Source organism: Alistipes communis (genome assembly GCF_006542665.1).
Lineage (GTDB): Bacteria > Bacteroidota > Bacteroidia > Bacteroidales > Rikenellaceae > Alistipes > Alistipes communis.
The window spans coordinates 1,393,752-1,420,521 of sequence record NZ_AP019735.1 but is presented as its reverse complement, the minus strand read 5'-3'; the positions used below and the strand labels follow the sequence as shown (position 1 = coordinate 1,420,521).

Genomic DNA, 26,770 nt, shown 5'->3' with positions numbered 1-26,770 from the left:
AATCAGTCGGGCTGCGAATTCGAGGCGTCGGCCGGCACCATGCGGTAGAGCTGGTCGCCGCGCCGCACGAGCGAAGGGGTTTTCAGCGAACAGAAGACCCCTTGCACGGCCTCCTGGGCAGGAGCATTGCCCACATAGGGGTCGGCCGTCAGTTCGACCACGCCCGTCGTCGGCCCCTGGAAGAAGAGCTCGTCGCCGCGCCGCACGGGCGACGCCTCGACCCATACCTCGGCCACCGACTGCTTCTTGAAAAAGTTGGTCACCCGGCCCACGTAGACCTTGCGGCGCGTGGCCGACGACCCGTAATGCTCGCTATGTTCGGCCATCGGCGCACCGGCATAGTAACCCTGCCAGAAGCCGCGGTTGAAGACCGTCGCCAGCTCCTCTTTGAGCGCCGCAGCCAGTTCGGGCGTATATTCGCCCGTCTCCATCGCCCGCAGGGCGCGGTCGTAACACGCCACCACCCGTTTGACATACTCCGCACCGCGGGCACGCCCTTCGATTTTGAGCACGCGCACGCCGGCGCCGACGAAGCGGTCGAGGAAGTCGATCGTGCAGAGGTCTTTGGGCGAAAGGAGGTATTGCCCCTCGGCGGCGAGCTGCGCGCCCGTCTCCACGTCGGTGAGCGTATATTTGCGGCGGCAGATCTGGCGGCAGGCGCCCCGGTTGGCCGAACACCCCGTCTCGTGCAGCGACAGGTAGCACTTGCCCGAAACGGCCATGCACAGCGCGCCGTGGGCGAACATCTCGATGCGCACCGGATCGCCCGAAGGGCCGCAGATCTGCTGCTCGTCGATCGCACGGGCGATGCGGCCGATCTGGTCGAGCGACAGTTCGCGCGCCAGCACCACCACGTCGGCCCACTGCGAAAAGAACTTCACCGCCTCACTGTTCGTGAGGTTGCACTGCGTGGAGATATGCACCTCCATCCCGATGCGGCGCGCGTAGAGGATCGCCGACAGGTCGGAAGCGATCACGGCGTCGACCCCCGCCGCGCGGGCACGGTCGACGAGCGCGTGCATCTGCCGCAATTCGTCCTCGTAGATCACCGTATTGACCGTCAGGTAGCTCTTCACCCCCGCCGCGCGGGCGATCCCGACGATGCGTTCCAGATCGTCCGGCGTGAAATTCGCGGCCGACTTCGACCGCATGTTGAGCTGCCCCACACCGAAATAGACGGCGTCGGCTCCGGCCTGCACGGCCGCCTGCAACGCCTCGTAGCTCCCGGCCGGAGCCATCAGTTCTATGTCGCTTCGTTTCATCTCGAATGTTTTTCTCGTGCCGCCGCTCTTTTCCGACAGCGTTCTGCATCGCAGGCGGTTCGCCCCTCCCGCACGACGGACTGTAACCCGCGGAGACTCGTCCGATTCCGACCTCCGAGGCCGAATCGCGAGTTTTTTCGGGAAATCGAATCGTCTATTTCCTGCGCCCCATCAGGCTGCGGGCGTACTCGCGCAGCGGCTCCTTGCGCGCATCGGGAACGTTCAGCCCGTCGAGCGTCGCCAGCGCACGGTCGAAACGCAGCGAAATCTGCTGCTCCGTGAGGCGCGGCACATCCAGCGCGTCGAAGACGGCGCGCACGCGGGCGATCTTCTCCGCAGGGGCAAGCGCCGCATCCTTGTAGGTGTGGCGCAGCACCTCGCGCTGCTCCTCGTCGGCACGGCTCATGGCCGTGACCATCAGATAGCTCTTCTTCCCTTCGAGAATGTCGCCGCCGATGGTCTTGCCCAACTCCTCGCCGCCGTAGCTGTCCAGCAGGTCGTCCTGCAACTGGAAGGCCATGCCCAGTTCGATGGCGAACTGGTAGAGACGGCGGCTCTGCTCCTCGTCGGCACCGCCCAGAATCGCACCCATCATGGCCGAACCTGCCACCAGCACCGACGTCTTCAATTCGATCATCGACATGTACTCCACGACCGAAACCTTCTGCTTGCTCTCGAAATCCATGTCGTACTGCTGCCCTTCGCAAACACCCAGCGCCATCGTGTTGAAGACCTCCAAAATACGCGGCAGCAGTGCCGGCGGTGCCTGCGCCAGCAGCCGGTAGGCGCTGATGAGCATGGCATCGCCCGACAGAATCGCCACGTTGCCGCCCCAGCGGGCGTAGACCGAAGGTTTGCCGCGGCGCACGGCGGCATTGTCCATGATGTCGTCGTGCAGCAGCGTGAAGTTGTGGAATATCTCGACGGCGGCGGCGGCGGGCAGCGCGACGTCGACGTCGTCGGCAAACAGCCCGCACGACAGCAGCAGCAGCATCGGGCGCAGGCGCTTGCCGCCGCCCGCGAGCGAATAGCGGATCGGATCGTAGAGCCGTTCGGGTTCGGTAGGCAGCTCACGCTGAGCGAGATAATTTTCGAGAAGGTCGAGAAGCTGTTCGTTGGTCTGCATTTTTCTTACGTTTGATCGTTCGTTCGCGACAGCCGTTTTCCCGCCTCGGCAAAACCCGAACGAAGTTCGGCATTGCGCTCGGCTTATCGAAAACGTCGGCGAATACACGTCCAAAGATACGAATAAGCGAGAGCAAAAGCAAACTCGTTTGCATTTTGCCGAGCGGGAGTATCTTCGGCGAAGCCAAAGTACGAATAAGCGAGGGCAATGTCGAATTTATTTGAACATTGCCGAGCGGAAGTATCCAAGGCGAAGCCAAAGATACGAAAAGTCGGGCGCAGAAGCAAGCGTCGGCTTGATTATGCCGAGACGGAGTATCTAAGACGCGATCAAATATACCTAAACTCTTTTGCAAACACATCAAATTTGATGATAACATATCAAGTCGGCGCCTCACAGCAAACAAATTATCGACACAAATACCTAGCTTTGCCATCAAAATAACGATAGATGAAAACAGACTGTTTGAAAGGAATTGACACCTTGCGCTACTCGGATATTTTTTTGGCTATGTATTCTGACAATGGAAGCAGTTGCCTGCATCGCAACCATTCTCACGTATTGGTCTATATGTATTCCGGGGAACTGGAAATAAAGGAACACAAGAAAATTACCCGATTGCACAAAGGGGATTGCGCATTTATTCGTAAGGATTTCAGCGTGCAGCTCACCAAACAAGCATGCAAAATGGAGCAGTTCAAGGCCGTATTCCTAATGTTCACGGATAAATTTCTGCGTAACTTTTACTGCCGCTTGGACAAGGAAAGTCTGCCGGAAAATGCACGACGAAGCAAAGTCAGTCTGTACAGACTGCCGTCCGACCGTCCCGACATCGTAAGCCTGTTCGAGTCGATGACCCCATACTTCAATTCCGGCATCCGACCTACGGACGAACTGTTGGAATTGAAGATGACAGAAGGATTGTACGTACTCCTGAATACGGACAAGAACCTGTATGCCTCGCTTTTCGACTTCGCCGACCCGTGGAAAATCGACATCATGGACTTCATGGAACAGAACTACATGAACGACCTTACGCTGGCGGAAATGGCCAATTATACCGGGCGGAGCCTTGCCACGTTCAAACGTGACTTCAATAAAGTAAGCGACCTGTCTCCTCAAAAATGGGTGATACGCCGCAGACTGGAAGCAGCCCATGCGCTCATACTGTCCGGCACACGGAAAGTGACCGACGTTTGCTACCGTGTAGGCTTTAAAAACCTTTCCCACTTTTCAAAAGCATACAAGGGACTGTACGGATATTCCCCTGCCCACAGCAATTGATCTTTTATTCAAACGAACGGACTTATGGATATTCAAGGACAAGAAAACCAACTTATTCTCGCATTCCCGGACAGGGAAGTACGCTGTTTGGATACGGCAGACAACAGAATCAACCGGATGTTGGAACGGTCGAACATATCTATCATCGGGAACAATAACCGTGTGCTGTTGCATTTCGAATCGGAAGATAGTGCGGAAGAATTGCTAACGGGAGCCGGATTCCTGCTTATCGTCAAAGGGGATGGAAACGAAGTGGACATGGGAACGGTCATTGTACGTTGTTCCTCCATATTGGGCATGACCGGGCTGAAACTCATCATCGGGCAGCTGCCCGGACTGGGTGCAGGCGTATCCCGGACAGCAAACGGATGCAGCGTCACCATAGGCGACCGGGTGGTCATCAACGGAGTCACCCTCTATCTGCAAGAAGACCATTCGCGTGTCAGCATCGGCGATGACAGCCAGTTGAGCTGGGGCGTGGATGTGTGGTGCACAGATGCCCACACGATTACCGACCTCGAAGGAAACCCTGTCAATTATGCCGAAAGCATTGAGATAGGCCGTCACGTATGGGTGGGCAAGGATGTCAAGATAGGCAAGAATGTGCGAATCGCCGACAACAGCATTGTAGGTTGGGGCAGCATCGTTACCAAACGGTTCGACGAGCCGAACGTAATCCTTGCAGGCACCCCGGCCAAGATAGTGAAGCGTGGCATAAACTGGGACCGCAAGTGCATCAACAAGTACACGAAAGGGTTGTAACTGCATTTCCGTTCTTCTGAACTGTACGGCAAAACACTTTGAGCCGACGGGCAAAGCCTTTTCATAACAAACCCGCTACCTTTGCACCGGAATCTTAAAAACAAATATACAATGGACATTTTTGAAAAAGACCTTTCTGGCGCTATGGTCTCACCCGATGAACCGGGCTATGACAAACTTATCAGTACCATATTCGACACAATGGCTGCAACAGCGGAAATGAATGCAAAAGGCTGGCTCACGCCGGAAGAAGTGCATGAGTATCTGCGCCGTATTACGGGCAGGGAGATTGATAAGAGTACGACACTGCTGCCTCCGTTCTATGTGGATTACGGCAAGAACATCCACATTGGCAAAGGATGTTGGATTCAGCAGGGCTGCACCTTCTTTGACCGTGGAGGTATAACGATCGGCGATGGCGTATTCATCGGCCCGAAAGTGAATCTTATCACCATCAACCACGATCCGAATCCCGACAATCGCAACGCCACGTACGGTCGTCCCATTGTCATAGAGGACAAGGTGTGGATTGGCATCGGCGCTACCGTTCTGCCCGGTGTACATATCGGCTATGGTTCTATCATCGGTGCCAACAGCGTGGTTACACACGATGTACCGCCTATGACAATTGTCGGCGGTAATCCGGCAAAAATAATTAAAGCGATTGAAACAAAAGACAAGGAGTAAACGGAACAGTAAAGAGTACGATTGTTAAGGCCGACGAAAGGAGGCAGCGTTTTCTTTTCTTCTGCTTTATTTTTACAATTTGCATCCGTAAGAGTCGCCAAACGAGCAAAGCAATGCAGGCCGCAGCAATTGGGACGGTTGCCAAACCATTGTCCAAAAAATGAGGCAATTTTCACAACTATCTTAATTTCAAATATCTATATTCCCTATACAGATTTATGGAAAAAGTTTGGAGTTGAGGGAAATTTTCGTAACTTTGGATGCGAATAAACGGCGCTCGCGCCACAAACCAACATTCTGCAACGATGAAAAAACTTGCAATAGGAATCGACATCGGCGGCATCAACACGGCCTTCGGGCTGGTGGACGAGAACGGCGACCTCTATGCCGATTCGGTCGTATCGACCAAGAAATTCCCGCTTTTCACCGATTATCCGGCCTATGTGGCCGAGCTGACCGAATCGCTGCATGCGCTGGCCGACAGCCTTTCGTTCGAATACGAGCTGGTGGGCATCGGCATCGGCGCGCCCAACGCCAATTACCACACGGGCGTGATCGAACACCCGGCCAACCTGTGGAAGTTCCCCGTCGGCGAAACCAATCCCGACGAGAGCCGCCGCATGTTCCCGCTGGTGGACGACATCAAGAAGGCGTTCCCGGGCGTCGAGTGCCGGATGACCAACGACGCCAACGCCGCCACGATCGGCGAGATGATCTACGGCAACGCCAAGGGGATGAAGGATTTCATCATGATCACGCTCGGGACGGGACTCGGTTCGGGATTCGTCGCCAATGGCGAGATGATCTACGGCCACGACGGCTTCGCCGGAGAATTCGGCCACGTGATCGCCGTGCGGGGCGGCCGCCAGTGCGGCTGCGGGCGCCGCGGCTGTCTGGAAACCTACGTTTCGGCCACCGGCATCAAGCGCACCGTTTTCGAACTGATGGCCACCATGACCGAACCTTCGGAGCTGCGCGACATCCCCTTCGCCAATTTCGACGCGGCGATGGTCTCGACGGCCGCATCGCACGGAGACCCCATCGCGCTCGAAGCGTTCCGCATCACGGGCGAGTTGCTGGGATATGCACTCGCCGACGCAGTGACGATCACTTCGCCGGAGGCGATCTTCCTCTTCGGCGGCCTGGCCAAGTCCGGAAAATACATCTTCGAGCCGACGCAATGGTACATGGAGGAGAACATGATGAGCGTCTTCAAGAACAAGGTAAAGCTCCTGCCCAGCGGCATCCAGAGCCAGAACGCCGCCATCCTCGGCGCTTCGGCGCTGATCTGGCAAGAGGTGAAACAGCTCGGAGCCTGATCCGTCCGCAACATCCGTACAGGAGCTATCCGCATGTCGGACGGCTCCTGTTTTTTATGCCGCGGTCACGCGCCGTGCCACCGGAAACGGCCGGTACACGGGACGACTTCCGGCAATATTTCCGCGAAACCATAGAACCGACCCAAAACTTTTCCTCATGAAACGAACCTTCACCCTGCTGGCGGCCGCCCTCGCGACGACGGCCGCAGCCCAGAAACCCTACCACCGCGACCTCGCCGTGCTGGAAGTCAACCGCGAAGCGCCCCGCACCGAATTCGTGGAGTTCGCCTCGCGCGACGAGGCGCTCACGCGCTCCTTCGAGCAGAGCGATGCCTACCGCTCGCTCGACGGCGTATGGAAATTCCGCTATGCGGACGACGTCCGCGCCCTGCCCGCCGACGCGACGGCCGCCGACGCCGACACTTCGGCGTGGAGCGACATCCGCGTTCCGGGCAACTGGGAGTTGCAGGGACACGGCACGCCGATCTACGTCAACACGCGCTACGAATACGCCACGATCGATCCCGCGCCGCCGCACCTACCCGAGGCGATTCCGGCAGGCGTCTACCGCCGCACCTTCACCGTTCCCGAAGCGTGGGCGGGACGCAGGATCTACCTGACGATCGGCGGCGCCAAATCGGGCGTCTACGTCTATGTCAACGGCCGCGAAGCGGGTTACAACGAAGATTCGAAGAATCCGGCGCAATACCGCATCGACCCCCTCCTGCGTCCGGGCGAGAATACGCTGGCGCTCAAAATGACGCGGTGGAGCACCGGTTCCTACCTCGAAGCGCAAGACTTCTGGCGCATCAGCGGCATCGAGCGCACGGTCTACCTCTCGGCCGAGACGCCGGATGCGCTGCGCGATTTCGAGGTCGTATCGACGCTCGACGACAGCTATCGCACGGGGCTTTTCACGCTGAAAATGTTCCTCGCAGGCGATCGGGAGGTCGAGGCGGGCTACGAACTGCTCGATCCCGAGGGCCGCACCGTCGCCTCGGGACGGCAGCAGGCAACGGACGAAGCCCTGTTCCGTGCCGAGATACCCGACGCAGCGCACTGGACGGCTGAAACGCCCCACCGCTACCGGCTCGTGATGCACGTGCGGACACCCGAACGGACGGTCTACGTTCCCTTCTCGGTGGGATTCCGCCGCTTCGAGTTCGCCGACGCCGCCGAGCGCGACGCCAAGGGACGCCCCTACCGCGTGCTGCTCGTCAACGGACAGCCCGTGAAATTCAAGGGCGTCAACCTCCACGAACACGACCCCCGCACGGGGCACTACGTCGACGAGGAGCTGTTGCTCCGGGACATGCGGCTGATGAAGGCGCACAACGTCAACGCGATCCGCACCTGCCACTATCCGCAGCAGCGCCGCTTCTACGAGTTGTGCGACTCGCTGGGCTTCTACGTTTACAGCGAGGCCAACGTCGAGAGCCACGGCATGGGGTACGATCTGGCCGCGGGCCGCACGCTGGGCAACGACCGTGCATGGTGGCCGGCGCACGAGACGCGTCTGCGCAACATGTACATGCGCTGCCGCAACTATCCCTCGGTCTCGATCTTCTCGCCCGCCAACGAATCGGGCAACGGCTACAATTTCTACAAAGCCTACGAATGGCTCGAAGCCCGCGAGAAGGGCGAAGGCCGCATGAACCGCCCGATCTGCTACGAACGCGCACAGTGGGAGTGGAACACCGACATGTTCGTGCCGATGTATCCCACGGCGGGAATGCTCGAAGAGTGGGGACGCGAGGGCACCGACCGTCCCGTCGTTCCGTGCGAATACTCGCACGCGATGGGCAACTCCAACGGTTCGCTGTGGCTGCAATGGCAGTCGATCTACAAATATCCCAACTTGCAGGGAGGCTTCATCTGGGACTGGGTCGACCAGGGATTCGAACGCCGCGATGCAGCGGGAACCCTCTATTGGACCTACGGCGGCGACTACGGCGACCGCGAGCCGAGCGACGGCAACTTCTGCTGCAACGGTCTCGTTTCGCCCGACCGCACGCCCCATCCCGCCATGGCCGAAGTGCGTTACGCCTACGCCGACATCGCCTTCCGTCCGGTCGGGCCGGCACGGGGATCGTTCGAAGTCGAGAACCGCTTCTATTTCACCTCGCTCGACGGCTACGACATCGTCTACACGGTCGAGGCCGACGGAAAAGCGGTGCGCAGCGGCACGGTGCGGTTGCAGACTGCGCCGCAGCAGCGCGAGACGGTCGACGCGGCCGTCGGGAAACTCAAACCCGGACGGAATTATTACCTGCGCCTGCGGGCCGTGACGCGCACCGACCGGCCGGGACTGCCCGCCGGCACGGTCGTGGCCGAGGAGCAGTTCCCGTTGCAGAAGGGCGCTCTGCCGGCCTATGAAAAGGAGGGCGAGAGGCTGGCGCTCTCGACGCAGGGCGACCGGATCGAAGCGGCGAACGACCGTGTCCGCTTCGCCGTCAACCGCACGACGGGAGCGGCGCTGAGTTATGAAATCGACGGCACGGAGCTCTTCGCCGACGGATTCGGCGTGCGTCCCAACTTCTGGCGGGCACCCGTCGACAACGACTACGGCGACGGAATGCCCCGCCGCACGCAGGTGTGGAAGGAGGCGTCGCGCGACGCCGACGCCGAGGTAACGGGCCGCATGGAGGGCGACGCGGCGGTGATCGCCGCGACCCGCGCGCTGGCCGGCGGCAACCGCGTGACGACGACCTACACCGTCTATCCGTCGGGGGCGGTCAACGTGCGGATGCACTTCGCCCCCGGCGAGGAGCCGATGCCCGAAATGCCGCGCTACGGCGTGCGGTTCCGCCTGCCCGAACGCATGGACGCCTTCGCCTATTTCGGCCGGGGGCCCGAAGAGAATTACTGGGACCGCAAGGCAGGCACCTTCGTCGGCCGTTACGAGACTTCGGCGCGGCGGGAGTGCTTCCCCTACGTGCGGCCGCAGGAGACGGGACACCACTGCGACACCGAATGGATCGATTTCGGCGAACTGCTGATCGTGGCCGACTCGACCATGGAGTTCAACGCCCTGCGCTGCACGGTCGAGGATCTCGACGGCGAACAGGCCGTCGGCCGCCACTACCAGTGGCACAACTGGACGAAAAGCGACTCCAACGAGGCGGACAAGGCGCGTAATGTGATGCGCCGCCAGACCCACGTGAACGACATCCCGGTACGCGATTTCGTGGAGGTATGCCTCGATTACCGCCAGATGGGGCTCGGCGGCTACGACAGCTGGGGCAAGCGCCCCGAGGAGTCCGTGACGCTGCGCACCGGAAAGCTCCGCGACTGGGGCTTCACCCTCGTCCCGAAGCGTGCGAGAAAATGAAGCGCCGAGAATCAGGATTCACGGGCCGGCCATAAAGGCCGGCGCCCTTCAAAAACGGACGGTGCGACTTCGCGAAGTCGCACCGTCCGTTCGTGTCGTGACGAAAGATTCCTCCCCCGCTATCCGTTCGTCCGGAAAGCCTTCTGCACGCCCTTGATGCGCAGGATGGCGTGGACGAGCGTGTCGACGACGCTCGTGGCAGGCACCTCCACGTCGACCGTACCCGTGAGCAGACCGCCCCGCGAAGCGAGGTTCATCGAACGGATGTTGAGTTTCAGGTCGCGGATCACCGTTTCGGTGATATGGTTGGCCATGCCCGTCGTATCGGCCGCCACGATGCGGATCGTCACGCGGAACGCCCCTTCGGCCGTCTGCCGCCAGCGGGCGTCGATGACGCGGTAGGGATAATTCTCGCGCATACGCCGTGCATTGGGACAGTCGGTGCGGTGGATCGTAATGCCCGAGCTGATCGTCACGAAGCCGAAAATATCGTCGCCCTTGATCGGGTTGCAGCACTTGGCGAGCTTGTACTCGATCTGGTTGATGTTGTCGTCGATCACGAGCGCGTCGGTCGAATGCGCGGGCCGCGCGGCGGCGTTCTGCAACTTGGCCTGCTCGGCTGCGGCGGCCGCTGCGCGCCGCTCCTCGTCGGCCTCGCCCGACTGCCAGCGGGTGAGAATCTCCTTGACCGTCGACAGATCGATCTTTTCGGTGGCGATCAGCCCGTAGAGTTCGGTTCCCGCTTTGAGCTTGTAATATTTGCACAGATACCCCACCGCCTCGTCGATCGTGAGGCCGAATTTCCAGTTTTTGAGCTTGCGTTCCAGCTCCTCGCGCCCCAGCCGCGCGCTCTTGGCCTGCTCCTCGCGGATGAAGGCCTTGATCTTGCTGCGCGCCTTGGCGGTCTTGACCGCCGAGAGCCAGTCGGCCTTGGGCGTCTGGTTCTTCTGCGTGAGAATCTCGACGATGTCGCCGTTATGGAGCGTCTCCTTGATCGGCACGGCGCGGCCGTTGATCTTGCCGCCCGAACAGCTGCATCCCAGATTGGAGTGGATATCGAAGGCGAAGTCGAGTACCGTGGCCCCTTCGGGGAGCTTGCGCAGGTCGCCGTTGGGCGTGAAGACGAAGATCTCGCCCGACGACGGCCGCGAATCGAACCGCTGCGCCAGCGCGTGGGGCGTGTCCTCCATCAACTCGCGCAGGCGGCCGAGCCACATCTCGCTCGTGAGCGCCCCCTGATTGACCCCCTTGTAACGCCAGTGCGCCGCGATGCCGCGTTCGGCCACGGCATCCATCCGCTCGGTGCGGATCTGAATCTCCACCCAGCGGCCGCCGCCGGCCGAAACGGTGGTGTGGAGCGACTCGTAGCCGTTGGACTTGGGGATCGAAATCCAGTCGCGCAGCCGTTCGGTATTGGGGATGTAGTAGTCGGTGACGATCGAGTAGACGGCCCAGCACTGGGTCTTCTCCTCCTCGGGCGGACAGTCGAGGATGATGCGCAGCGCGAAGATGTCGTAGACCCCTTCGAACGGCACGTGCTGTTTGTGCATCTTCGTCCAGATCGAGAAGATCGACTTCGTGCGGCTCTTGACGTGGTAGTTGAATCCCTGCCGGTCGAGCCGCTCGACGATCGGCGCCAGAAAACGGTCGATGAAGGTCTGGCGCTCGCGCTCGGTCTCCTCCAACTTGCGGTGGATATGCTCGTACTCGGCCGGTTCGAGATAGCTCAGGGCGATGTCCTCCAACTCGCTCTTGATCGAATAGAGGCCCAGTTTGTGCGCGATCTGGGCGTAGAGGTTCATGCTCTCCCAGCTCTTCTTGCGCCACTTCTCGCGCGGGAACATCCGCAGGTTGCGCATCACTTCGAGGCGGTCGGCCAGTTTGATGAGGATCACGCGCGGGTCTTCGGAGTAGCTCACGATCAGGTCGCGGAAGTTGGCCGCCTGCTCCTTCGAGACTTTCAGCCGGATCTTCGAGATGTTGCTCAGCCCCACGGTAATGCCCAGCACCTCGTCGCCGAAGCGGCGGCGGATTTCGGACGTCACGCCCATCAGGTCGCCCGGCTCGCCGCAGGCGGCGAGCCGCACCACGTCGTGCAGGATGGCCGCCAGCGTGGAGTTGCGCCCCAGTCCGATTTCGGAGATGACGATGCGTGCGACGCCTGCGGCGTGATCCAGCAGCGGAGATCCGTCGTAGCGCACCTGTTTTTCAAGGCATTCGGCGGCATATGCCAGCGCCTCGTCGACGAGCCGCTGCGTGGTCTCGGAAAAATTTGCGGCGACGAGCGTCCGCAGCTCGTCGTAACGTGTCGTCTCCATAGCTCTGCACGATTTTAGCGGGATGCCCCGTTAACCTAACGCAACAAAGTTACAAAAATTTCACAAACCCCGTGCTTCGTCGCACCGTCGACACCTCTTTTCGTACGGGTTCCGTGCGGAAGGCCGGCGGAGCACGGCGAACGGCCGGCAGCACAGGCCGTGCCGAGACCCTGCCGGAGTCGGACGGAGGGGTGAAACCGCGGGCATTCCCCGAAATACCGTCCCGCAACGAAAGAACGGTGCAATCTTTGTTTCGACAGCGAAAAACTTAATTTTCCGCCAAGCCGGGCGCAGAGCCGAACTCGCACAGGCTACGCCGAGGCGGGAAAACGAAGAAGAAAATCTCGAAGACGATGATCCATACTACCGATTTTATCGCTACATTTGGCGTGAAAACCAAATGGAAGCACCTCATGGCCGAACAGAAAGTCTACGTCCCGACCGTCGGGGAAGAGGTCGCCAACGCCGTGTCGCACGGCGTGATGCTGTGTCTGACGCTCGCCGCTCTTCCCTTCGCCGCCGTGCGCGCCTACGTCCACGACGGAACGCTGGCCGCCGTGGCCGCCAGCGTCTTCGTCATCTCGCTGCTGCTGATGTTCCTCGGATCGACCCTCTACCACTCGATGCACCCCGCGTCACGCCACAAGGAGGTGTTCCACATCCTGGACCACATCTTCATCTACGTCGCCATCGCCGGAACCTACACCCCGATCGCACTGTCGGTCATCGGAGGCTGGCAGGGTACCTTCATTACGGTACTGCAATGGGCGATGGTGCTCTTCGGCATCATCTACAAGTCGCTCGCCCGCCGTTCGATTCCGGCGGTCAGCCTGACGATCTACCTGGTGATGGGGTGGACGATCGTCTTCTTCATGCCGCTTTTCGTGCGTCACGCCTCGATGCCGCTGCTCGTGCTGATCGCCGCGGGAGGCGTGCTCTACACCGCCGGCGCATGGGTCTACGCCCGCAAAGGGTTCCGCTATCACCACATGGTATGGCACCTGCTCATCAATCTGGCGGCGATCTGCCACTTCACGGCCATCGTCTTCTACCTCTACTGAGATACTTATCCGCGCGATACTCCGCGATGTTTCGTGTCGGACTGCCGGAAAGAACGGGGAGAAGACGAAGGTTAAATTTGCGTTAAGGAATCCTTACCTTTGCGTTAATTCTGCGCGCATTACGTGAGAGAACCGACTTTTCGGTCTAAATTTGTCCTGCCTAACGAACGTTTTCGGAATGTGCGGCGCACGCCGGGCGGCGGAAACGAATTAAAACGGATTTATGGACCCGATTTACACAGTGATTATCGCCATTCTGGCAGTACTGGCCGTCTCAGGCCTCTTCGTCGGCGTCACCAACGACGCCGTAAATTTCCTCAACTCGGCTATCGGATCGAAGGCGGCCCCCCGCCGCGTGATCCTGATCGTGGCATCGATCGGAATCCTGGTCGGCACGCTCACGTCGAGCGGCATGATGGAGGTGGCGCGCAACGGAATGTTCGATCCGGGGATGTTCTCCTTCCACGAGGTGATCCTGCTCTATCTGAGCGTGATGTTCGCCAACATCATTCTGCTGGACCTCTACAATTCGTGGGGGCTTCCCACCTCGACCACCGTGTCGCTCATCTTCTGCCTGCTGGGCGCCGCGATCGCCGTTTCGACCTTCAAGATCGCCGGCAGCGACGCACTTTCGATGGGCGACCTGGGCGAGTTCATCCACACGGGCCGCGCATTCGGCATCGTCGCGGCGATCCTGCTCTCGGTGGTCATCGCGCTGACGGTGGGTACGGCCGTGATGTACGTCTCCCGCCTGATCTTCTCGTTCCGTTACACGCGGGCCCTGAGCCGCTATGGCGCGCTGTGGTGCGGCGCATCGCTCACGGCGATCATCTACTTCGCACTCTTCAAGGGACTCAAAGGAACACTGTCGCAGACGGCCTTCATCCATATGGTCGAGAACCATATCATCCTCTCGCTGCTGGTCTGCTGGCTGACATGCAGCCTCATCCTCTTCTTCGTCCAGCGTTTCAAGATCAACATCCTGCGCATCACGATCCTGGGCGGCACCTTCGCCCTCGCGCTCGCCTTCGCCGGAAACGATCTGGTGAACTTCATCGGCGTACCGATCGCCGGCTGGGACGCCTTCCGGATCGCCCGCCACGCCGGCGACTCCGCGATGACGATGGATGCGCTCAACGAGAACGTTCCGGCCAACTTCGCCTTCCTCGTCGGTGCGGGCGTGGTGATGATCCTCACGCTCTGGACGTCGCGCAAGGCGATGCACGTCACCGAAACCGAACTCTCGCTGGCCAGCCAGAACGACGAGCAGGAGCAGCGCGAATACGGTTCGTCGGCCTTCGCCCGCGCCATCGTCCGCGCGACGCTCAACACCAACCATGCCATCGAGCGGGTCGTTCCCCAACGGCTCCGCGAGGCGATCTCCCGCCGCTTCGAAGTGACGGACATCGAACACACCGGCGCACCGTTCGACATGATCCGCGCCACGGTCAACCTCACCACTTCGGCACTGCTGATCGCCATGGCCACATCGCTCAAACTGCCGCTGTCGACCACCTACGTCACCTTCATGGTGGCGATGGGTTCGTCGCTGGCCGACCGCGCCTGGGGACGCGAAACGGCCGTTTACCGTATTTCGGGCGTGATGACCGTCGTGGCGGGATGGTTCGTGACGGCGCTGGGCGGCTTCATCATCGCCTACGTCGTCGGACTGGCGCTCGTCTACGGAGGAACCGTCATGCTGATCCTGCTGACGGTGCTGGCGGGCTACATGCTCGTCCACAGCAACTTCATCAAAAAGACGAAGAGCGCCGAAACGACGACCGCCGTCACGAACGAAAACGTCGTCGAAGAGATCGCCACGGTGGTCAGCTCGACGATCAACACCGCCACCCGCATCTACGACCGCACGCTGCTGGCCGTCTTCAAGGAGAACCGCAAGGTGTTGCGCGACCTCAACCGCGAATCGTCGGAACTCTACGAGCGGATGCACGAACGCAAATACCGCATGATGTCGACGCTGCGGATGCTGCGCGAGAGCGATCTCGACACGGCGCAGTACTACGTGCAGGTGGTCGACTACCTCAACGAACTGACCAAGGCGCTCACCCACATCGTGCGCCCCGCATACGGCCATATCGACAACAACCACGAAGGGCTGACCCGTGAACAGACGACCGACCTGATCCGCGTGGGCGACGAAGTGGAGGCGATCTACCGCCGCATCAACGCCATGCTCACGACCAACGATTTCGGCGACATCGACCTGGTGCTCTCGATGCGCGACCGTCTTTTCGAGACCATTTCGGACGCGATCAAGAGCGAGCTGCGGCGGTTCAACACCTCCGGCAAGGGGAGTACGAAAGCCAGTATGCTCTACTTGACGATCCTCAACGAGACGCGCACGATGGTGCTCCAGCTGCGCAACCTGTTGAAGGCGCAGCGCCACTTCCTCGAAACGAAGGGCGTCATCAAGAGCTGGCTCTATTACGCCAAATAAGCGGAATCATTTCGTATCTTCGGCTGACGCCTCAGATACTCCGGTCTCGGCAAAACGCAAACGAGTTTGCTTTTACCCTCGCTTATCCGTATCTTTGACTTCGTCGAAGATACTCCCGTTCGGCAATGTTCAAATAAATTTGACATTGCTCTCACTTATCCGTATCTTTGTCGGGCGCGTCCCGAAACCGGACCGTTCACCGCAAACGGTCCGGTTTTTTCATACAGTGCGAAGCCCGCCGCACATGCTGCGGCAGGCGAAACGGAACGCATCGCACGCTGAGCAACGAAACAAAGACGACATCATGGATATAGCCAAGACCAAACGGCGCGAAAACATCGCCGAATACATCCTCTACCTCTGGCAGCTGGAAGACCTGCTGCGGGCGCTGCAATTCAGCCCCGAAGCCGTTCACTCCCAGCTCATCGCCCCCCGCGACCTCTCCCAGCCGGAGCAGCGGCTCTATCTGGAATGGTATATGGACATCGCCGACCTGCTGCGGCAGGAGGGCAAGGAGCGGCAGGGGCACCTCGACCACACGCTGCACCTGATCGCCGACCTGCACAACCTCCACCTGCAACTGATGAAGCTGCCCGCCGGGGCCCGCTACCGCGAACTCTACGCCCGCCTCGAACCCGAACTGCCCCGCCTGCGCGCGGTGCTGGGACGCAACGAGACGAGCGACACCGAACTCTGCTTCCGGGCGCTCTACGCGGCGATGCTCTACCGTATCCGCGGCGAAGGAGGCCAGCAGGCCGTCGCCGACACGGTGGAGTATATTTCGCCCGCGATCGCCGAACTCGCTTCGATGTACGGCAAGGTGGAGCGGGGCGAGATCGATCTCTTCGAACGGGAAAAATAGCCGCAGTCTGCGGCGAAGCGGAAACTGCCCTGTCGCATGGAAGAAGGGGTTGTCGCAGCCAGCGACAACCCCTTCTTCGGATTACGGACTCTTAAAAACGGCGCAGACGCAACCCCGCGGCGTCGGACGGCTCGCCGCGCAACCCCTGCAACGGCAATTCGCGCAGGTCGGCCACCGAGGAGAACCGCGCGAGGGTGCCACGCGGAGAACCGGCGTCGACCAACAACCGTTTCTCTATGCTCCGGCGTTCCGGACGGAAGGCGCCGAGCGAACCGTGACGGCGGCTGCGCACGGTTTTCGCTACCGTACCCGAAGCCGCTGCGGAGGTGGTGAAAGGTTCCGACTCGAAAATCTTCGTCGTCCGTCCCCCGTTGTAACCGAACGCCACGGCGACATAGGTCGTCGACGGTTCGAGCATATCCGTGAAATCTACGGTACGATTGCCCGAATAGAGCGAATAATCGAATAATCCGTACGCTTTGAGAATATCCATATAGACCTCGGCATAAGCCTCCTTGCCCTCGTCGTAGGCCGTATACTCATCGTAGACGAAGACGTCGGCGAAATAGACCTCGTCGGTATTCGACGGCGTTACGTCGAATTTGGCGCCCGAAGCCGTAACGTCGCGGACGTTCAGGCCGATCGTCATCGTCGAAGGAACAAGTTCGGAGGTTCGCTGCACCGCGCTGGCGACCTCCGTCGTGCGTACGCCCTCGGTGCTGACGCCGAAGACGACGGCCACGTAATCGGTTCCCGCGTCGAGGTCGCCCATCGCCAGATCGGTATCGGTGTCGACCGTCACGTCGCCCGTCCAGATATATTCGTTGCCGGCCCAGTCGATCTCGTAGCCATTCTCCATCTCGATGAAGGCGTCCGCAATGGACGAAGGCGTATTTTTGTCGAACAGCTCCTTGCTGCACACGCCGATATAGTAGCGCGTAGCCGCATTGGACGGCCGGACGGAGATGTCGAATGCCGTCACGGAGACATTCCGGAAGGAGATGCCGAACGTGCAGTCGTCCGTCGGCACGAACGCTTCGGTACGCACCGTCTCGCGCGTCACGCCCGTCAGCGGCCTGCCCTCTTCGGTCAGGGCGAACGCGTAGACCACGTACTCCGTATCGGGCGAAAGTTTCGTGAATTCGTAGCCGTCGGGGCCGATCGAGAGAAAGTCGGTCCAGTCGAGATCGTAACCGTTGGCCTGGTAATAGGCCGCCGTCTCTTTCAGGTCGGCGACCACCGAAGCGACGATTTCGGCGTCGGTACCCCATGTGTCGAAATCGGCCTTCGCCGCCAGATCGAAATAGTAGAAGCAACCCGTATTGGAGGGCGTCACCTCCACGTCGCAGGTCGATTCGGTCTCTTCGTGCGCAATGGCGAACTCGCAGGAGAAGGGCCCGGTGCGGAACTCGGTCTTCGAGATCGCCGACGTGGCGACCCCTTCGGCTGTCATACCGTAGGCATAGGCGTAATAGTCGGTGTCGGAAGCGAGTCCGGAGATCGTCTGTTCGCCGGTGGGGCCTGTCGTAAGGAACATGTCCAGCATCTCGGCGAACGTCTTTCCAGCCAGGTCGGCCTGCCCCTGTATGTACTCGATGTCGCTGCGGATATAATCGGCCTCGGTCGCATAGCTGTCGAAAAGCGACTTCTCGACCACCATCGGAACATAGCTCGCGGTATCGTCCGACGGCGTCCACGCCACTACGGCGCTGCTTCCGTCGATACCCGACACCCGAATGTCGAAGGTGAGTTCCGGCGTTTCGGGCGCCGGCTGCAAGAGGGTCACCACTTTCTTCTCAGCACCCTTATAGGTCAACGCGACGTTGGCGATGCGTACCTCGCCCTCGCTCGGATCGAACGCAAAGCCGATCCGGCCGGAAACGGAGTAATCGAACGAATGCACCCACGCATCGGTCGTCGAAGCGGCGATAGCCTCGCCCTCGACCGGATTTTCGACCTCGTATTCGAACCACGACGTTCCGCCTTCGGGCGAAACCGAAAGGGGCGACGCTGCGACCGCCTCCGGAAGTTTGATAACGGGCGCCGGCGCCTCGGGCGGTGCGGGATCGTCGGTGTCGCTGTCGCTGCAACCGCCGGCAAGAAGCGCCGAAGCGGCGAACAGAAAAGTCAAAAAACGTTTCATAGGCAAAATGGATTTTGTGTGGCGGTAAAACGGGGCTTTCCGAAACGCCCGTCGCCCTGTCACGGTTAAAAACGATCGATCCGCCGTCCGGCCTGCGGTTTCGCTCCGGAACGGCTTGCGGCCGGATTCGGGATCGGGCACACAGGCAAATATAGCGTAAAATAATTTATATCCAAACATCGTAACCCATTGCATTTCCAGCAGTTGAATTACACTTCCGAGCCGAAAGCAGCGGTTTTCGCACGAATCGGAAGGAAGAATCGGGATTGTCGGGGCGGATCGGTCGCGGACGGAGCGATCGGGTTACGGATCGTAACCTTTCGTTTTTTCGATCTTTTCCGGAATCATCCCCCTCCGTTCCGTGCCCGAATTCCCTTTTACTGCGGGATACCCCTTTCCGCCGGAGCATCAGTCCGTTGACGGCGGCTGTTCATAAAATGTTGATAGGTTTTCCCTGCGAACGGCTGCGGCACTTGCAAAAGCACTATATTTGCATACACAAGGATGACGGTTCCTTGCCGCCGTGTCATGCGGCGGAGGGATGAAAAGGGAACGCCTGTGCAATTCAGGGACTATCCCCGTAGCTGTAACTTCCACGACAAAGGCCGCACAATCTCCGCCACTGCCGCCAGCGGGCGACGGGAAGGCGTGCCGGCCGGAACGAGTCAGAAGACCTGCCGTCCTCCCTTCGTTCGGAGCTTTCGGGTCGAAGAGCCAGACGATGCGATCTGCCCTGCGGGGATTATCTGCCCGTACCGGCGCGGTCGCTGTCGTATCGCATTCATTCCCGCAACACCGCAGCCGAAATCGCCCTTTCCGACCGTGACCGGTCACGGAGCATCCGTGCGAAGCGCCGGAAGCGCCGCAGAGGACGATTCGACAGGGATTGTCGCCATGAAGGGCGGAGAGGAGACTCTCCGTAACGCAAGTCCGACGGGATTTCATGCCGACGCCCGACCTAAGATAAGTCACCCCCTTCCGTCGGACGCATGTCAACTATGAGCAGTTCCGAAATTTTCATCACCAAGCGCGACGGCAAACGCGAGCGTTTCTCGATCGACAAGATCCGTGCGGCCATCGCCAAAGCCTTCCTCTCGGTCGGGAGTTTCGCCACCGACGAGATGCTCACCCAGATTCTGGGACGCATCCGCGTCGCGGACGGCACGACCGTCGAACAGATTCAGAACCAGGTCGAGACGGCGCTGATGGCCGAACGCTACTACAAGGTGGCCAAAGCCTACATCATCTACCGGCAGGAACATACCGAAGACCGCGAAGTGCGCGACAAGCTGCAATTCCTGATGAACTACTGCGAGGCCAAGAACCCCGCCACCGGCTCGAAATACGACGCCAACGCCAACGTCGAGAACAAGAATATCGCCACGCTCATCGGCGAGCTGCCCAAGCAGAACTTCATCCGTCTCAACCGCCGCCTGCTGACCGACCGGTTGAAGGAGATGTACGGCAAAGAAGTCTCCGACCGTTACCTCGAACTGCTCGACCGCCATTTCATCTACAAGAACGACGAGACGTCGCTGGCCAACTACTGCGCCTCGATCACGATGTATCCGTGGCTGCTGAGCGGCACGACCTCGATCGGCGGCAACTCGACGCGGCCGACCAATCTCAAATCCTTCTGCGGCGGCTTCGTCAACATGGTCTTCATCGTCTCGTCGATGCTCTCGGGCGCCTGCGCCACCCCCGAATTCCTGATGTACATGAACTACTTCATCGCGCAGGAGTTCGGCGAGGACTACTACCGGCGCGCCGACGAGGTGGTCGACCTCTCGCGCCACCGCCGCACGATCGACAAGGTCATCACCGACTGCTTCGAACAGGTGGTCTACTCGATCAACCAGCCCACCGGCGCACGCAACTTCCAGGCCGTCTTCTGGAATATCGCCTACTACGACCGCTACTACTTCGAATCGCTCTTCGGCGAGTTCCGTTTCCCCGACGGGTCGCGCCCCGACTGGGAGGGGCTGTCGTGGTTGCAGAAACGCTTCATGAAGTGGTTCAACGCCGAACGGCTCAAAACCGTGCTCACCTTCCCCGTCGAGACGATGGCGCTGCTGACCCGCGACGGCGACGTGATGGACGCCGAGTGGGGCGACTTCACGGCCCAGATGTACGCCGAAGGACATTCGTTCTTCACCTACATGAGCGACAACGCCGACTCGCTGTCGTCGTGCTGCCGCCTGCGCAACGAGATCCAGGACAACGGATTCAGCTACACGCTGGGAGCGGGCGGTGTCTCGACCGGTTCGAAGAGCGTGCTGACGATCAACCTCAACCGCTGTATCCAGTACGCCGAGCGGCAGGGCATTCCCTACCTGTCGTTCCTCGAAGAGGTGGTCGACCTTACGCACAAGGTGCAGCTGGCCTACAACGAGAACCTCAAAGAGCTGCAACGCAAGGGAATGCTTCCGCTCTTCGACGCGGGCTACATCAACCTGTCGCGCCAGTACCTCACCATCGGCATCAACGGCCTGGTCGAGGCGGCCGAATACAAGGGGATCGCCATCGTCGACAACCCCGACTACGTGCGCTTCACCGAAGAGATTCTGGGGTTGATCGAGCGCTACAACCACAAGTACCGCTCGAAGGAGGTGATGTTCAACTGCGAGATGATCCCCGCCGAAAACGTGGGCGTGAAGCATGCCAAATGGGATCGCGAGGACGGCTATAAGGTGCCGCGCGACTGCTACAACAGCTATTTCTACGTCGTCGAGGACACGACGCTCAACATCGCCGACAAGTTCCGCCTGCACGGCGCGCAGTACATCGCCCACCTCACGGGCGGCTCGGCGCTGCACATGAATCTCGAAGAGCACCTTTCGCAACCGCAGTACCGCCACCTGTTGCGCGTGGCGGCGCAGGAGGGATGCAACTACTTCACGTTCAACATCCCCAACACGGTCTGCAACGACTGCGGACACATCGACAAACGCTATTTGAAGGAGTGCCCCCGCTGCCACTCGACGAACCTCGACTACCTGACGCGCGTGATCGGCTACATGAAGCGCATCAGCAACTTCTCGCAGGCGCGGCAGCAGGAGGCTGCGCGGCGGTATTACAACCGTCCGGAACGGATCGAGGGCGGCGTCGAAGAGCGCAGCGTGGCGGCACCGCGACGCGACGAATAGCCGACGGCCATGCTTCGTTACACCGACTACGACATCGTGTTCCGCGAGATCCCCGACGAGACGACGCTCGCCGTCAACCTCGCGGGATGCCCCAACCGCTGCCCGGGCTGCCACAGCCCGCAGTTGCAGGAACCGATCGGCGAACCGCTCACCGAGGAGGTCGTGGAGCGGCTGCTGGCGCGCTACGGCGCTGCGGTCACCTGCTTCTGCCTGATGGGAGGCGACGCCGAACCGCACGAGGCAGCGCGGCTGGCGCTCTTCGCCCGCCGGCTGCGGCCCGCCCTGCGCACGGGGTGGTACTCCGGACGTGCGGCGTTGCCCGAAGGGTTCGATCCGACGGGAGTTTTCGACTACGTGAAACTCGGCCCCTACATCGCTGCGCGGGGGCCGCTCGACGATCCGGCGACCAACCAGCGGCTATGGCGCATCCGGCCCGACGGCCGACGCGAAGATCTCACGCCGCGGTTCTGGCGCAAACGAGGCTGAAAAACCGATCGGGGAGAGCAAATGCTCTCCCCGATCACGTCAGACCCCGTCTCCGCCGCCGATCGCCCCTCCTCGAACGGCCGGCGATGCTGCCCGCCTGCGGACAGACGCCCCGCGAGCGGCCGAACAGCGGACAAACAGACGAAAGAATCGGGCGATTCGAAAAAAAATGTTTACCTTTACGCCCTGTTTTACAGGATTCGACGCCCGAAGGCTTTGTGTCCGGCGTCCGGTAACTAAAACTGAATTTTATGTCATTCAATCTGTTAAAAGGGAAGAAAGGAATCATTTTCGGCGCGCTCAACGAGCAGTCGATCGCATGGAAGGTAGCCGAACGCGCCGTCGAAGAGGGCGCCGAGATCGTGCTGACCAATACCCCCGTGTCGCTGCGCATGGGAACGCTCAACGAACTGGCGGCCAAATGCAACGCTCCGGTCATCGCGGCCGACGCCACGTCGGTGGCCGATCTGGAACACCTCGTGGACGAGGCGATGAAGCACTTCGGCGGGCCGTTCGACTTCGCGCTCCACTCGATCGGCATGTCGCCCAACGTGCGCAAGGGCCGCACCTACGACGACCTCGACTACGATTACCTGCAAAAGACGCTCGACATATCGGCCATTTCGTTCCACAAGATGATCCAGGTGCTGCGCAAGAAAGACGCCCTGCGCGAATGGGGTTCGATCGTGGCGCTGAGCTATATCGCCGCACAGCGCACGCTCTACGGCTACAACGACATGGCCGACGCCAAGGCGCTGCTCGAATCGATCGCCCGCAGTTTCGGCTATATCTACGGCCGCGAGAAGCACGTGCGCATCAATACCGTGTCGCAGTCGCCTACGCCGACCACCGCGGGCAACGGCGTGCTGGGGCTCAAAGACCTCATGGAGTTCGCGGAGAGCATGTCGCCGCTGGGCAACGCCTCGGCGAACGACTGCGCCGATTACGTGCTGACGCTCTTCTCGGATCTGACGCGCAAGGTGACGATGCAGAACCTCTTCCACGACGGCGGCTTCTCGTCGATGGGTATGAGCCGCCGCGCGATGCGCACCTACGAAAAGGGGCTGCGCTTCGAGGACGTACACGAGCATCAGTTCCCCTTCGGCACGGGCGACAACAAGGAGGAATAGGGCTTCGGCGTCGAACGCAAGCGGGGCGGCTTCCATCGTGGAGCCGCCCCGCCGGTTTTATCGCCCGTATCCGGCTATTTCAGCCGCACGACGATCTCGATGGGATAGTGATCCGAGATATAAGGCACGCCGTAGTCGCCGTCGAGCGTGCGGTACGACAGGCACTTCATGTTGCGCACGAAGAGGTGGTCGATGACCATCGAGTTGGGCGCCTGCCCCCAGCCGTTGTACGTTCCCTTGCGGTCGGTAACGGGGGCCTTCTCGCGCGCCGGCGTCATGAACTTTTTGAGCGGGTCGAAGATCCGATCGTCGATCGTCGAGTTCAAGTCGCCGCCCACGACGACGGCCGCCTTGCGGCCCGCGATCTGCTGCACCTCCCGCACGACGAGCTTCACACCCTCGCGGCGCGCCACCACGCCCTTGTGGTCAAGATGCGTGTTGAAGTAGTAGAACTCCTTGCCCGTGGCCTTCTCGCGCAGATGCACCCACGTCATCGTACGGTTGCAGGCGCCGTCCCAGCCGCGCGACACGCGGTCGGGAGTCTCGCTCAGCCACAGGTCGCCGTGGTCGAGCAGATCGTAGCGGTCGCGCAGGTAGAAGACGGCCATGATCTCGCCGCCCTCCTTGCCGTCGTCGCGGCCCACGCCCACGCGGCCGTACTGCGGAAGGTTCTCCTCGATGTACTTCACCTGGAAGAGGTAGCCTTCCTGGATGCCGAAGACCGTCGGCGCTTCGCGTTCGAGCATCCGCAGCGTCGCTTCGCGGCGGTGTTCCCAGCTGTTGGCACCGTCGTCGGCCACGCCGAGGCGGATGTTGTAGGAGATGATCTTCGCTTCGCCCTCCGGCGTCGCATCCGCGACGGGAGCCGCAAAGGCGGCGGCAGTGAATCCGGCCGCGGCCAAAAGAGTGAGAATAGATGTTTTCATCGATATTTGGATTGGTTTCGAATCAATATTTGTAGCGAATCCACCGGAACATCTCGCGCAGCGTCGGTTTCTTGCCGTACATGAAGATCCCCACGCGGTAGATCTTGGCCGAGAGCCACACCATCCCCACGAACGCGGCGTAGAGCAGCACGAGCGAGAGGACGATCTCCCACGTCGGGATGCCGTAGGGAATGCGCGCCATCATCACCACGGGCGAAGTGAAGGGGATGAGCGAGAACCAGAACGCGAGCGGCGAATTGGGGTCGTTGAGCACCGACATCTCGACGATGACGGCCAGAATGATGGGGATCATGATCGGCGTCTGCAACTGCGCGGCGTCCTGTGCGTTGTCGACCGCCGACCCGACGGCCGCGAACATCGCCGAATAGAGCAGATAACCGCCCACGACAAAGAGCAGCAGGTAGCCGAACAGCATCGCCAGATAACCCACGTCGGTAGCCAGGGCGATGGCGCCGAGCGTTTCGGGGTCGAAATCGCCCGCCGCGGCTGTCGCCGCACCGCCGCCCTGCTGCAAGGCCGCGGCAGCCTCCATCGCGCCGTCGGGCAGCACATGGGGCATGACCGCCGCACCCGCACCGCAGACCAGCACGGCCCAGATGAGCACCTGCACCACCGCCACGGAGGCCACGCCGAAGATCTTGCCCATCATCAGTTCGAAGGGTCGCACCGACGAGACCACGACCTCCAACACGCGCGACGACTTCTCCTCGATGACGCTCTGCATCACCATGGCGCCGTAGATCATCAGGAACATGTAGAGCACCATGCCGAGCCCCAGCCCCACCATTGCGGCGACGGCCGACGAACCGGACGAAGGCGAACCCTCGTCGTTGCGGACGACCTGCATCTTGACGTCGGTCTTGACGTCGGCCAGAATCCGGTCGAGATCTTCGATCCGGTAAGCGCGCAGCTTCTCGCGTTCGAGCACTTTCGCGATCTGGCCCCGCAGATTCTCTTCGAGCATCATCGACGAAGCGGAATTGGCGTAGAGCTTCACGTCGGAGGGGTTCGCCAGTACGTCGGCGCCGATACAGAGCACGCCGAACTTGTCGATCATCACGCGCCGCGCCGTATCGACGGGCAGGTCCGACGTTTCGAAGCGCACCTCGTCGCTGCTTTCGAGATGCTGCGCCACCAGTCCGCTGCGGTCGATCACGACGATGGTCTTGGTCTGGCCCGAAGCGTAGCGCATCATCAGCGCCGGCGCCAGCATCAGGCCGAGCATCAGCACGGGCATGAGCAGCGTGGTGACGATGAAGGATTTTTTGCGGACGCGCTCGTTGAACTCGCGCGCCACGATCAGCCATATATTCGACATGAAAAATAGTAAATTGTTTACGGTCTGCAACGAGCCGCCCACGGCTCTTATCTCGAAGCCACCCTTCGAGAAGGGCGGTTTGGAGGGATTGTCTACATGTCTTTATAACATATTTATAATGAACCGTCTACGGCTCTTATGAAGATATCGTTCATCGACGGAATCTGTTCGGCGAAGGAGCGCAGCGCCACCGTCTCGTTCGCAGCGGCGATCACACCGCGCAGCGCAGCGTCGTCGGCGACGTGAACCGTCAACGACTGCAATTCGGGAAGCCCCTCCGTCGAGGCGTGCAGCACGACGGCCGCCTCTTCGGCCGGCAGGTCGCCGCCCGACGCCACGACCTCGCAACGGCCAGTGAGCGCACGGCGGAGCGCCGCTTCGTCGCCGCGGTATTCGAGACGGAAAAGATTCTGGCCGTGCCGGCGGCGAATCTCGTCGACGGCACCCGAAAGGATGTTGCGCGAACGGTCAATGAGCGTGATATGGTCGCATACCTCCTCGACCGACGACATGTTGTGGGTCGAGAAGATGACCGTCGCCCCGCGGTCGCGCAACCCCAAAATTTCCTCTTTGAGCAGATTGGCGTTGATCGGGTCGAAGCCCGAAAAGGGTTCGTCGAAGATCAGCAGTTCGGGTTCGTGCAGCACCGTGACAATGAACTGTACCTTCTGCGCCATTCCCTTCGACAGCTCCTCGACGCGACGGTTCCACCACGACGCGATGTCGAACCGGTCGAACCACACCCGCAGGCGGCGCACGGCCTCGGCACGCGACAGCCCTTTGAGCCGTGCGAAAAAGAGCGCCTGCTCGCCCACCTTCATCTTCTTGTAGAGGCCGCGCTCCTCGGGCAGGTAACCGATGCGCTGCACGTCGGCGGACGCGAGAGGCCGTCCGTCGAAGAGCACCCGTCCTTCGTCGGGCGCCGTAATGCGGTTGATGATGCGGATGAGCGTCGTCTTTCCCGCGCCGTTGGGCCCCAGCAGTCCGTAGACCGAACCGCGCGGGATGTCAAGCGACACGTCGTCGAGCGCCGTATGGCCGGAGTAGTGTTTCGAAACATGTTCGACCCGCAATAAAAAATCCTCCATTTGGCGATAAATTTCGACAAATATAGCGAAAATCGCCGAATA

18 protein-coding genes and 1 riboswitch are annotated in these 26,770 nt (G+C 60.6%); of the genes, 11 read left to right on the top strand and 7 right to left on the bottom strand.

Annotated features, from left to right (window positions below; genetic code table 11):
* Nucleotides 1-2: 2 nt before the first annotated feature.
* Both FMF02_RS05840 and FMF02_RS05835 read right to left on the bottom strand, forming a co-directional pair.
* Nucleotides 3-1,262: a peptidase U32 family protein gene (locus FMF02_RS05840; RefSeq protein ID WP_141412470.1), complete on the bottom strand. Its 1,260-nt coding sequence runs from the start codon at nt 1,260-1,262 to the stop codon at nt 3-5.
* A gap of 154 nt (nt 1,263-1,416) precedes the next feature.
* The gene (locus FMF02_RS05835) at nt 1,417-2,388 is read right to left on the bottom strand and encodes a polyprenyl synthetase family protein (protein WP_141412469.1); all 972 of its coding nucleotides are present in this window, start codon (nt 2,386-2,388) and stop codon (nt 1,417-1,419) included.
* 465 nt (nt 2,389-2,853) lie between these two features.
* Here FMF02_RS05835 and FMF02_RS05825 point away from each other — a divergent pair, with 465 nt between their 5' ends.
* The 5 genes from FMF02_RS05825 (at nt 2,854) to FMF02_RS05805 (ending at nt 9,771) form a co-directional block, all read left to right on the top strand.
* Entirely contained in the window at nt 2,854-3,672 is an 819-nt protein-coding gene (locus FMF02_RS05825; protein WP_443611740.1) for a helix-turn-helix domain-containing protein, read from the top strand.
* A gap of 24 nt (nt 3,673-3,696) precedes the next feature.
* A complete protein-coding gene (locus FMF02_RS05820) occupies nt 3,697-4,434 on the top strand; it encodes an acyltransferase (protein WP_141412466.1) in 738 nt (245 codons plus the stop codon).
* A gap of 111 nt (nt 4,435-4,545) precedes the next feature.
* Nucleotides 4,546-5,121, top strand: coding sequence for a sugar O-acetyltransferase (locus FMF02_RS05815; RefSeq protein WP_019130717.1), 576 nt, complete (start codon nt 4,546-4,548; stop codon nt 5,119-5,121).
* A gap of 305 nt (nt 5,122-5,426) precedes the next feature.
* Nucleotides 5,427-6,440, top strand: a complete 1,014-nt coding sequence (locus FMF02_RS05810; RefSeq protein WP_019130718.1) for an ROK family protein — start codon at nt 5,427-5,429, stop codon at nt 6,438-6,440.
* A 157-nt stretch (nt 6,441-6,597) separates the two neighbouring features.
* A complete protein-coding gene (locus FMF02_RS05805) occupies nt 6,598-9,771 on the top strand; it encodes a glycoside hydrolase family 2 TIM barrel-domain containing protein (RefSeq protein WP_141412465.1) in 3,174 nt (1,057 codons plus the stop codon).
* Nucleotides 9,772-9,890: 119 nt separating this feature from the next.
* Here FMF02_RS05805 and FMF02_RS05800 read toward each other — a convergent pair whose 3' ends face one another.
* Nucleotides 9,891-12,089: a RelA/SpoT family protein gene (locus FMF02_RS05800; protein ID WP_141412464.1), complete on the bottom strand. Its 2,199-nt coding sequence runs from the start codon at nt 12,087-12,089 to the stop codon at nt 9,891-9,893.
* Between the two features lie 413 nt (nt 12,090-12,502).
* On the opposite strand from FMF02_RS05800, the gene trhA reads away from it, so the two are divergent.
* From trhA to FMF02_RS05785, 3 genes are all read left to right on the top strand, one after another.
* Nucleotides 12,503-13,150, top strand: coding sequence for a PAQR family membrane homeostasis protein TrhA (gene trhA, locus FMF02_RS05795; RefSeq protein WP_141413580.1), 648 nt, complete (start codon nt 12,503-12,505; stop codon nt 13,148-13,150).
* A 223-nt stretch (nt 13,151-13,373) separates the two neighbouring features.
* Nucleotides 13,374-15,608: an inorganic phosphate transporter gene (locus FMF02_RS05790; RefSeq protein ID WP_141412463.1), complete on the top strand. Its 2,235-nt coding sequence runs from the start codon at nt 13,374-13,376 to the stop codon at nt 15,606-15,608.
* Between the two features lie 304 nt (nt 15,609-15,912).
* The gene (locus FMF02_RS05785) at nt 15,913-16,470 is read left to right on the top strand and encodes a DUF4924 family protein (RefSeq protein WP_141412462.1); all 558 of its coding nucleotides are present in this window, start codon (nt 15,913-15,915) and stop codon (nt 16,468-16,470) included.
* A 91-nt stretch (nt 16,471-16,561) separates the two neighbouring features.
* Here the strand turns inward: FMF02_RS05785 and FMF02_RS05780 are convergent, their stop codons facing one another.
* Nucleotides 16,562-18,613, bottom strand: coding sequence for a hypothetical protein (locus FMF02_RS05780; protein WP_141412461.1), 2,052 nt, complete (start codon nt 18,611-18,613; stop codon nt 16,562-16,564).
* Nucleotides 18,614-19,104: 491 nt separating this feature from the next.
* Nucleotides 19,105-19,309, top strand: a riboswitch (cobalamin riboswitch).
* Nucleotides 19,310-19,611: 302 nt separating this feature from the next.
* Between FMF02_RS05780 and nrdD the strand changes: the two genes are divergently transcribed.
* The 3 genes from nrdD to FMF02_RS05765 all read left to right on the top strand — a co-directional run bounded on the left by nrdD (nt 19,612) and on the right by FMF02_RS05765 (nt 23,375).
* Complete coding sequence (gene nrdD, locus FMF02_RS05775) at nt 19,612-21,759, top strand: anaerobic ribonucleoside-triphosphate reductase (RefSeq protein WP_019130725.1); 2,148 nt, start codon at nt 19,612-19,614, stop codon at nt 21,757-21,759.
* 9 nt (nt 21,760-21,768) lie between these two features.
* On the top strand, nt 21,769-22,245 hold the full coding sequence (locus FMF02_RS05770; RefSeq protein ID WP_141412460.1) for a 4Fe-4S cluster-binding domain-containing protein: 477 nt from the start codon (nt 21,769-21,771) through the stop codon (nt 22,243-22,245).
* 251 nt (nt 22,246-22,496) lie between these two features.
* Nucleotides 22,497-23,375, top strand: a complete 879-nt coding sequence (locus FMF02_RS05765) for an enoyl-ACP reductase FabI (protein WP_019130727.1) — start codon at nt 22,497-22,499, stop codon at nt 23,373-23,375.
* Nucleotides 23,376-23,449: 74 nt separating this feature from the next.
* Here the strand turns inward: FMF02_RS05765 and FMF02_RS05760 are convergent, their stop codons facing one another.
* From FMF02_RS05760 to FMF02_RS05750, 3 genes are all read right to left on the bottom strand, one after another.
* On the bottom strand, nt 23,450-24,301 hold the full coding sequence (locus FMF02_RS05760) for an endonuclease/exonuclease/phosphatase family protein (protein ID WP_026074955.1): 852 nt from the start codon (nt 24,299-24,301) through the stop codon (nt 23,450-23,452).
* A 22-nt stretch (nt 24,302-24,323) separates the two neighbouring features.
* On the bottom strand, nt 24,324-25,640 hold the full coding sequence (locus tag FMF02_RS05755; RefSeq protein WP_141412459.1) for an ABC transporter permease: 1,317 nt from the start codon (nt 25,638-25,640) through the stop codon (nt 24,324-24,326).
* Nucleotides 25,641-25,753: 113 nt separating this feature from the next.
* The gene (locus FMF02_RS05750; RefSeq protein WP_141412458.1) at nt 25,754-26,728 is read right to left on the bottom strand and encodes an ABC transporter ATP-binding protein; all 975 of its coding nucleotides are present in this window, start codon (nt 26,726-26,728) and stop codon (nt 25,754-25,756) included.
* Nucleotides 26,729-26,770 lie beyond the last annotated feature (42 nt).

Coding starts and splice junctions, on each gene's coding strand:
- FMF02_RS05840 (WP_141412470.1), bottom strand. CDS start 1,262: ATGAAACGAAGCGACATAGAACTGATGGCTCCGGCCGGGAGCTACGAG.
- FMF02_RS05835 (WP_141412469.1), bottom strand. CDS start 2,388: ATGCAGACCAACGAACAGCTTCTCGACCTTCTCGAAAATTATCTCGCT.
- FMF02_RS05820 (WP_141412466.1), top strand. CDS start 3,697: ATGGATATTCAAGGACAAGAAAACCAACTTATTCTCGCATTCCCGGAC.
- FMF02_RS05815 (WP_019130717.1), top strand. CDS start 4,546: ATGGACATTTTTGAAAAAGACCTTTCTGGCGCTATGGTCTCACCCGAT.
- FMF02_RS05810 (WP_019130718.1), top strand. CDS start 5,427: ATGAAAAAACTTGCAATAGGAATCGACATCGGCGGCATCAACACGGCC.
- FMF02_RS05805 (WP_141412465.1), top strand. CDS start 6,598: ATGAAACGAACCTTCACCCTGCTGGCGGCCGCCCTCGCGACGACGGCC.
- FMF02_RS05800 (WP_141412464.1), bottom strand. CDS start 12,089: ATGGAGACGACACGTTACGACGAGCTGCGGACGCTCGTCGCCGCAAAT.
- trhA (WP_141413580.1), top strand. CDS start 12,503: ATGGCCGAACAGAAAGTCTACGTCCCGACCGTCGGGGAAGAGGTCGCC.
- FMF02_RS05790 (WP_141412463.1), top strand. CDS start 13,374: ATGGACCCGATTTACACAGTGATTATCGCCATTCTGGCAGTACTGGCC.
- FMF02_RS05785 (WP_141412462.1), top strand. CDS start 15,913: ATGGATATAGCCAAGACCAAACGGCGCGAAAACATCGCCGAATACATC.
- FMF02_RS05780 (WP_141412461.1), bottom strand. CDS start 18,613: ATGAAACGTTTTTTGACTTTTCTGTTCGCCGCTTCGGCGCTTCTTGCC.
- nrdD (WP_019130725.1), top strand. CDS start 19,612: ATGAGCAGTTCCGAAATTTTCATCACCAAGCGCGACGGCAAACGCGAG.
- FMF02_RS05770 (WP_141412460.1), top strand. CDS start 21,769: ATGCTTCGTTACACCGACTACGACATCGTGTTCCGCGAGATCCCCGAC.
- FMF02_RS05765 (WP_019130727.1), top strand. CDS start 22,497: ATGTCATTCAATCTGTTAAAAGGGAAGAAAGGAATCATTTTCGGCGCG.
- FMF02_RS05760 (WP_026074955.1), bottom strand. CDS start 24,301: ATGAAAACATCTATTCTCACTCTTTTGGCCGCGGCCGGATTCACTGCC.
- FMF02_RS05755 (WP_141412459.1), bottom strand. CDS start 25,640: ATGTCGAATATATGGCTGATCGTGGCGCGCGAGTTCAACGAGCGCGTC.
- FMF02_RS05750 (WP_141412458.1), bottom strand. CDS start 26,728: ATGGAGGATTTTTTATTGCGGGTCGAACATGTTTCGAAACACTACTCC.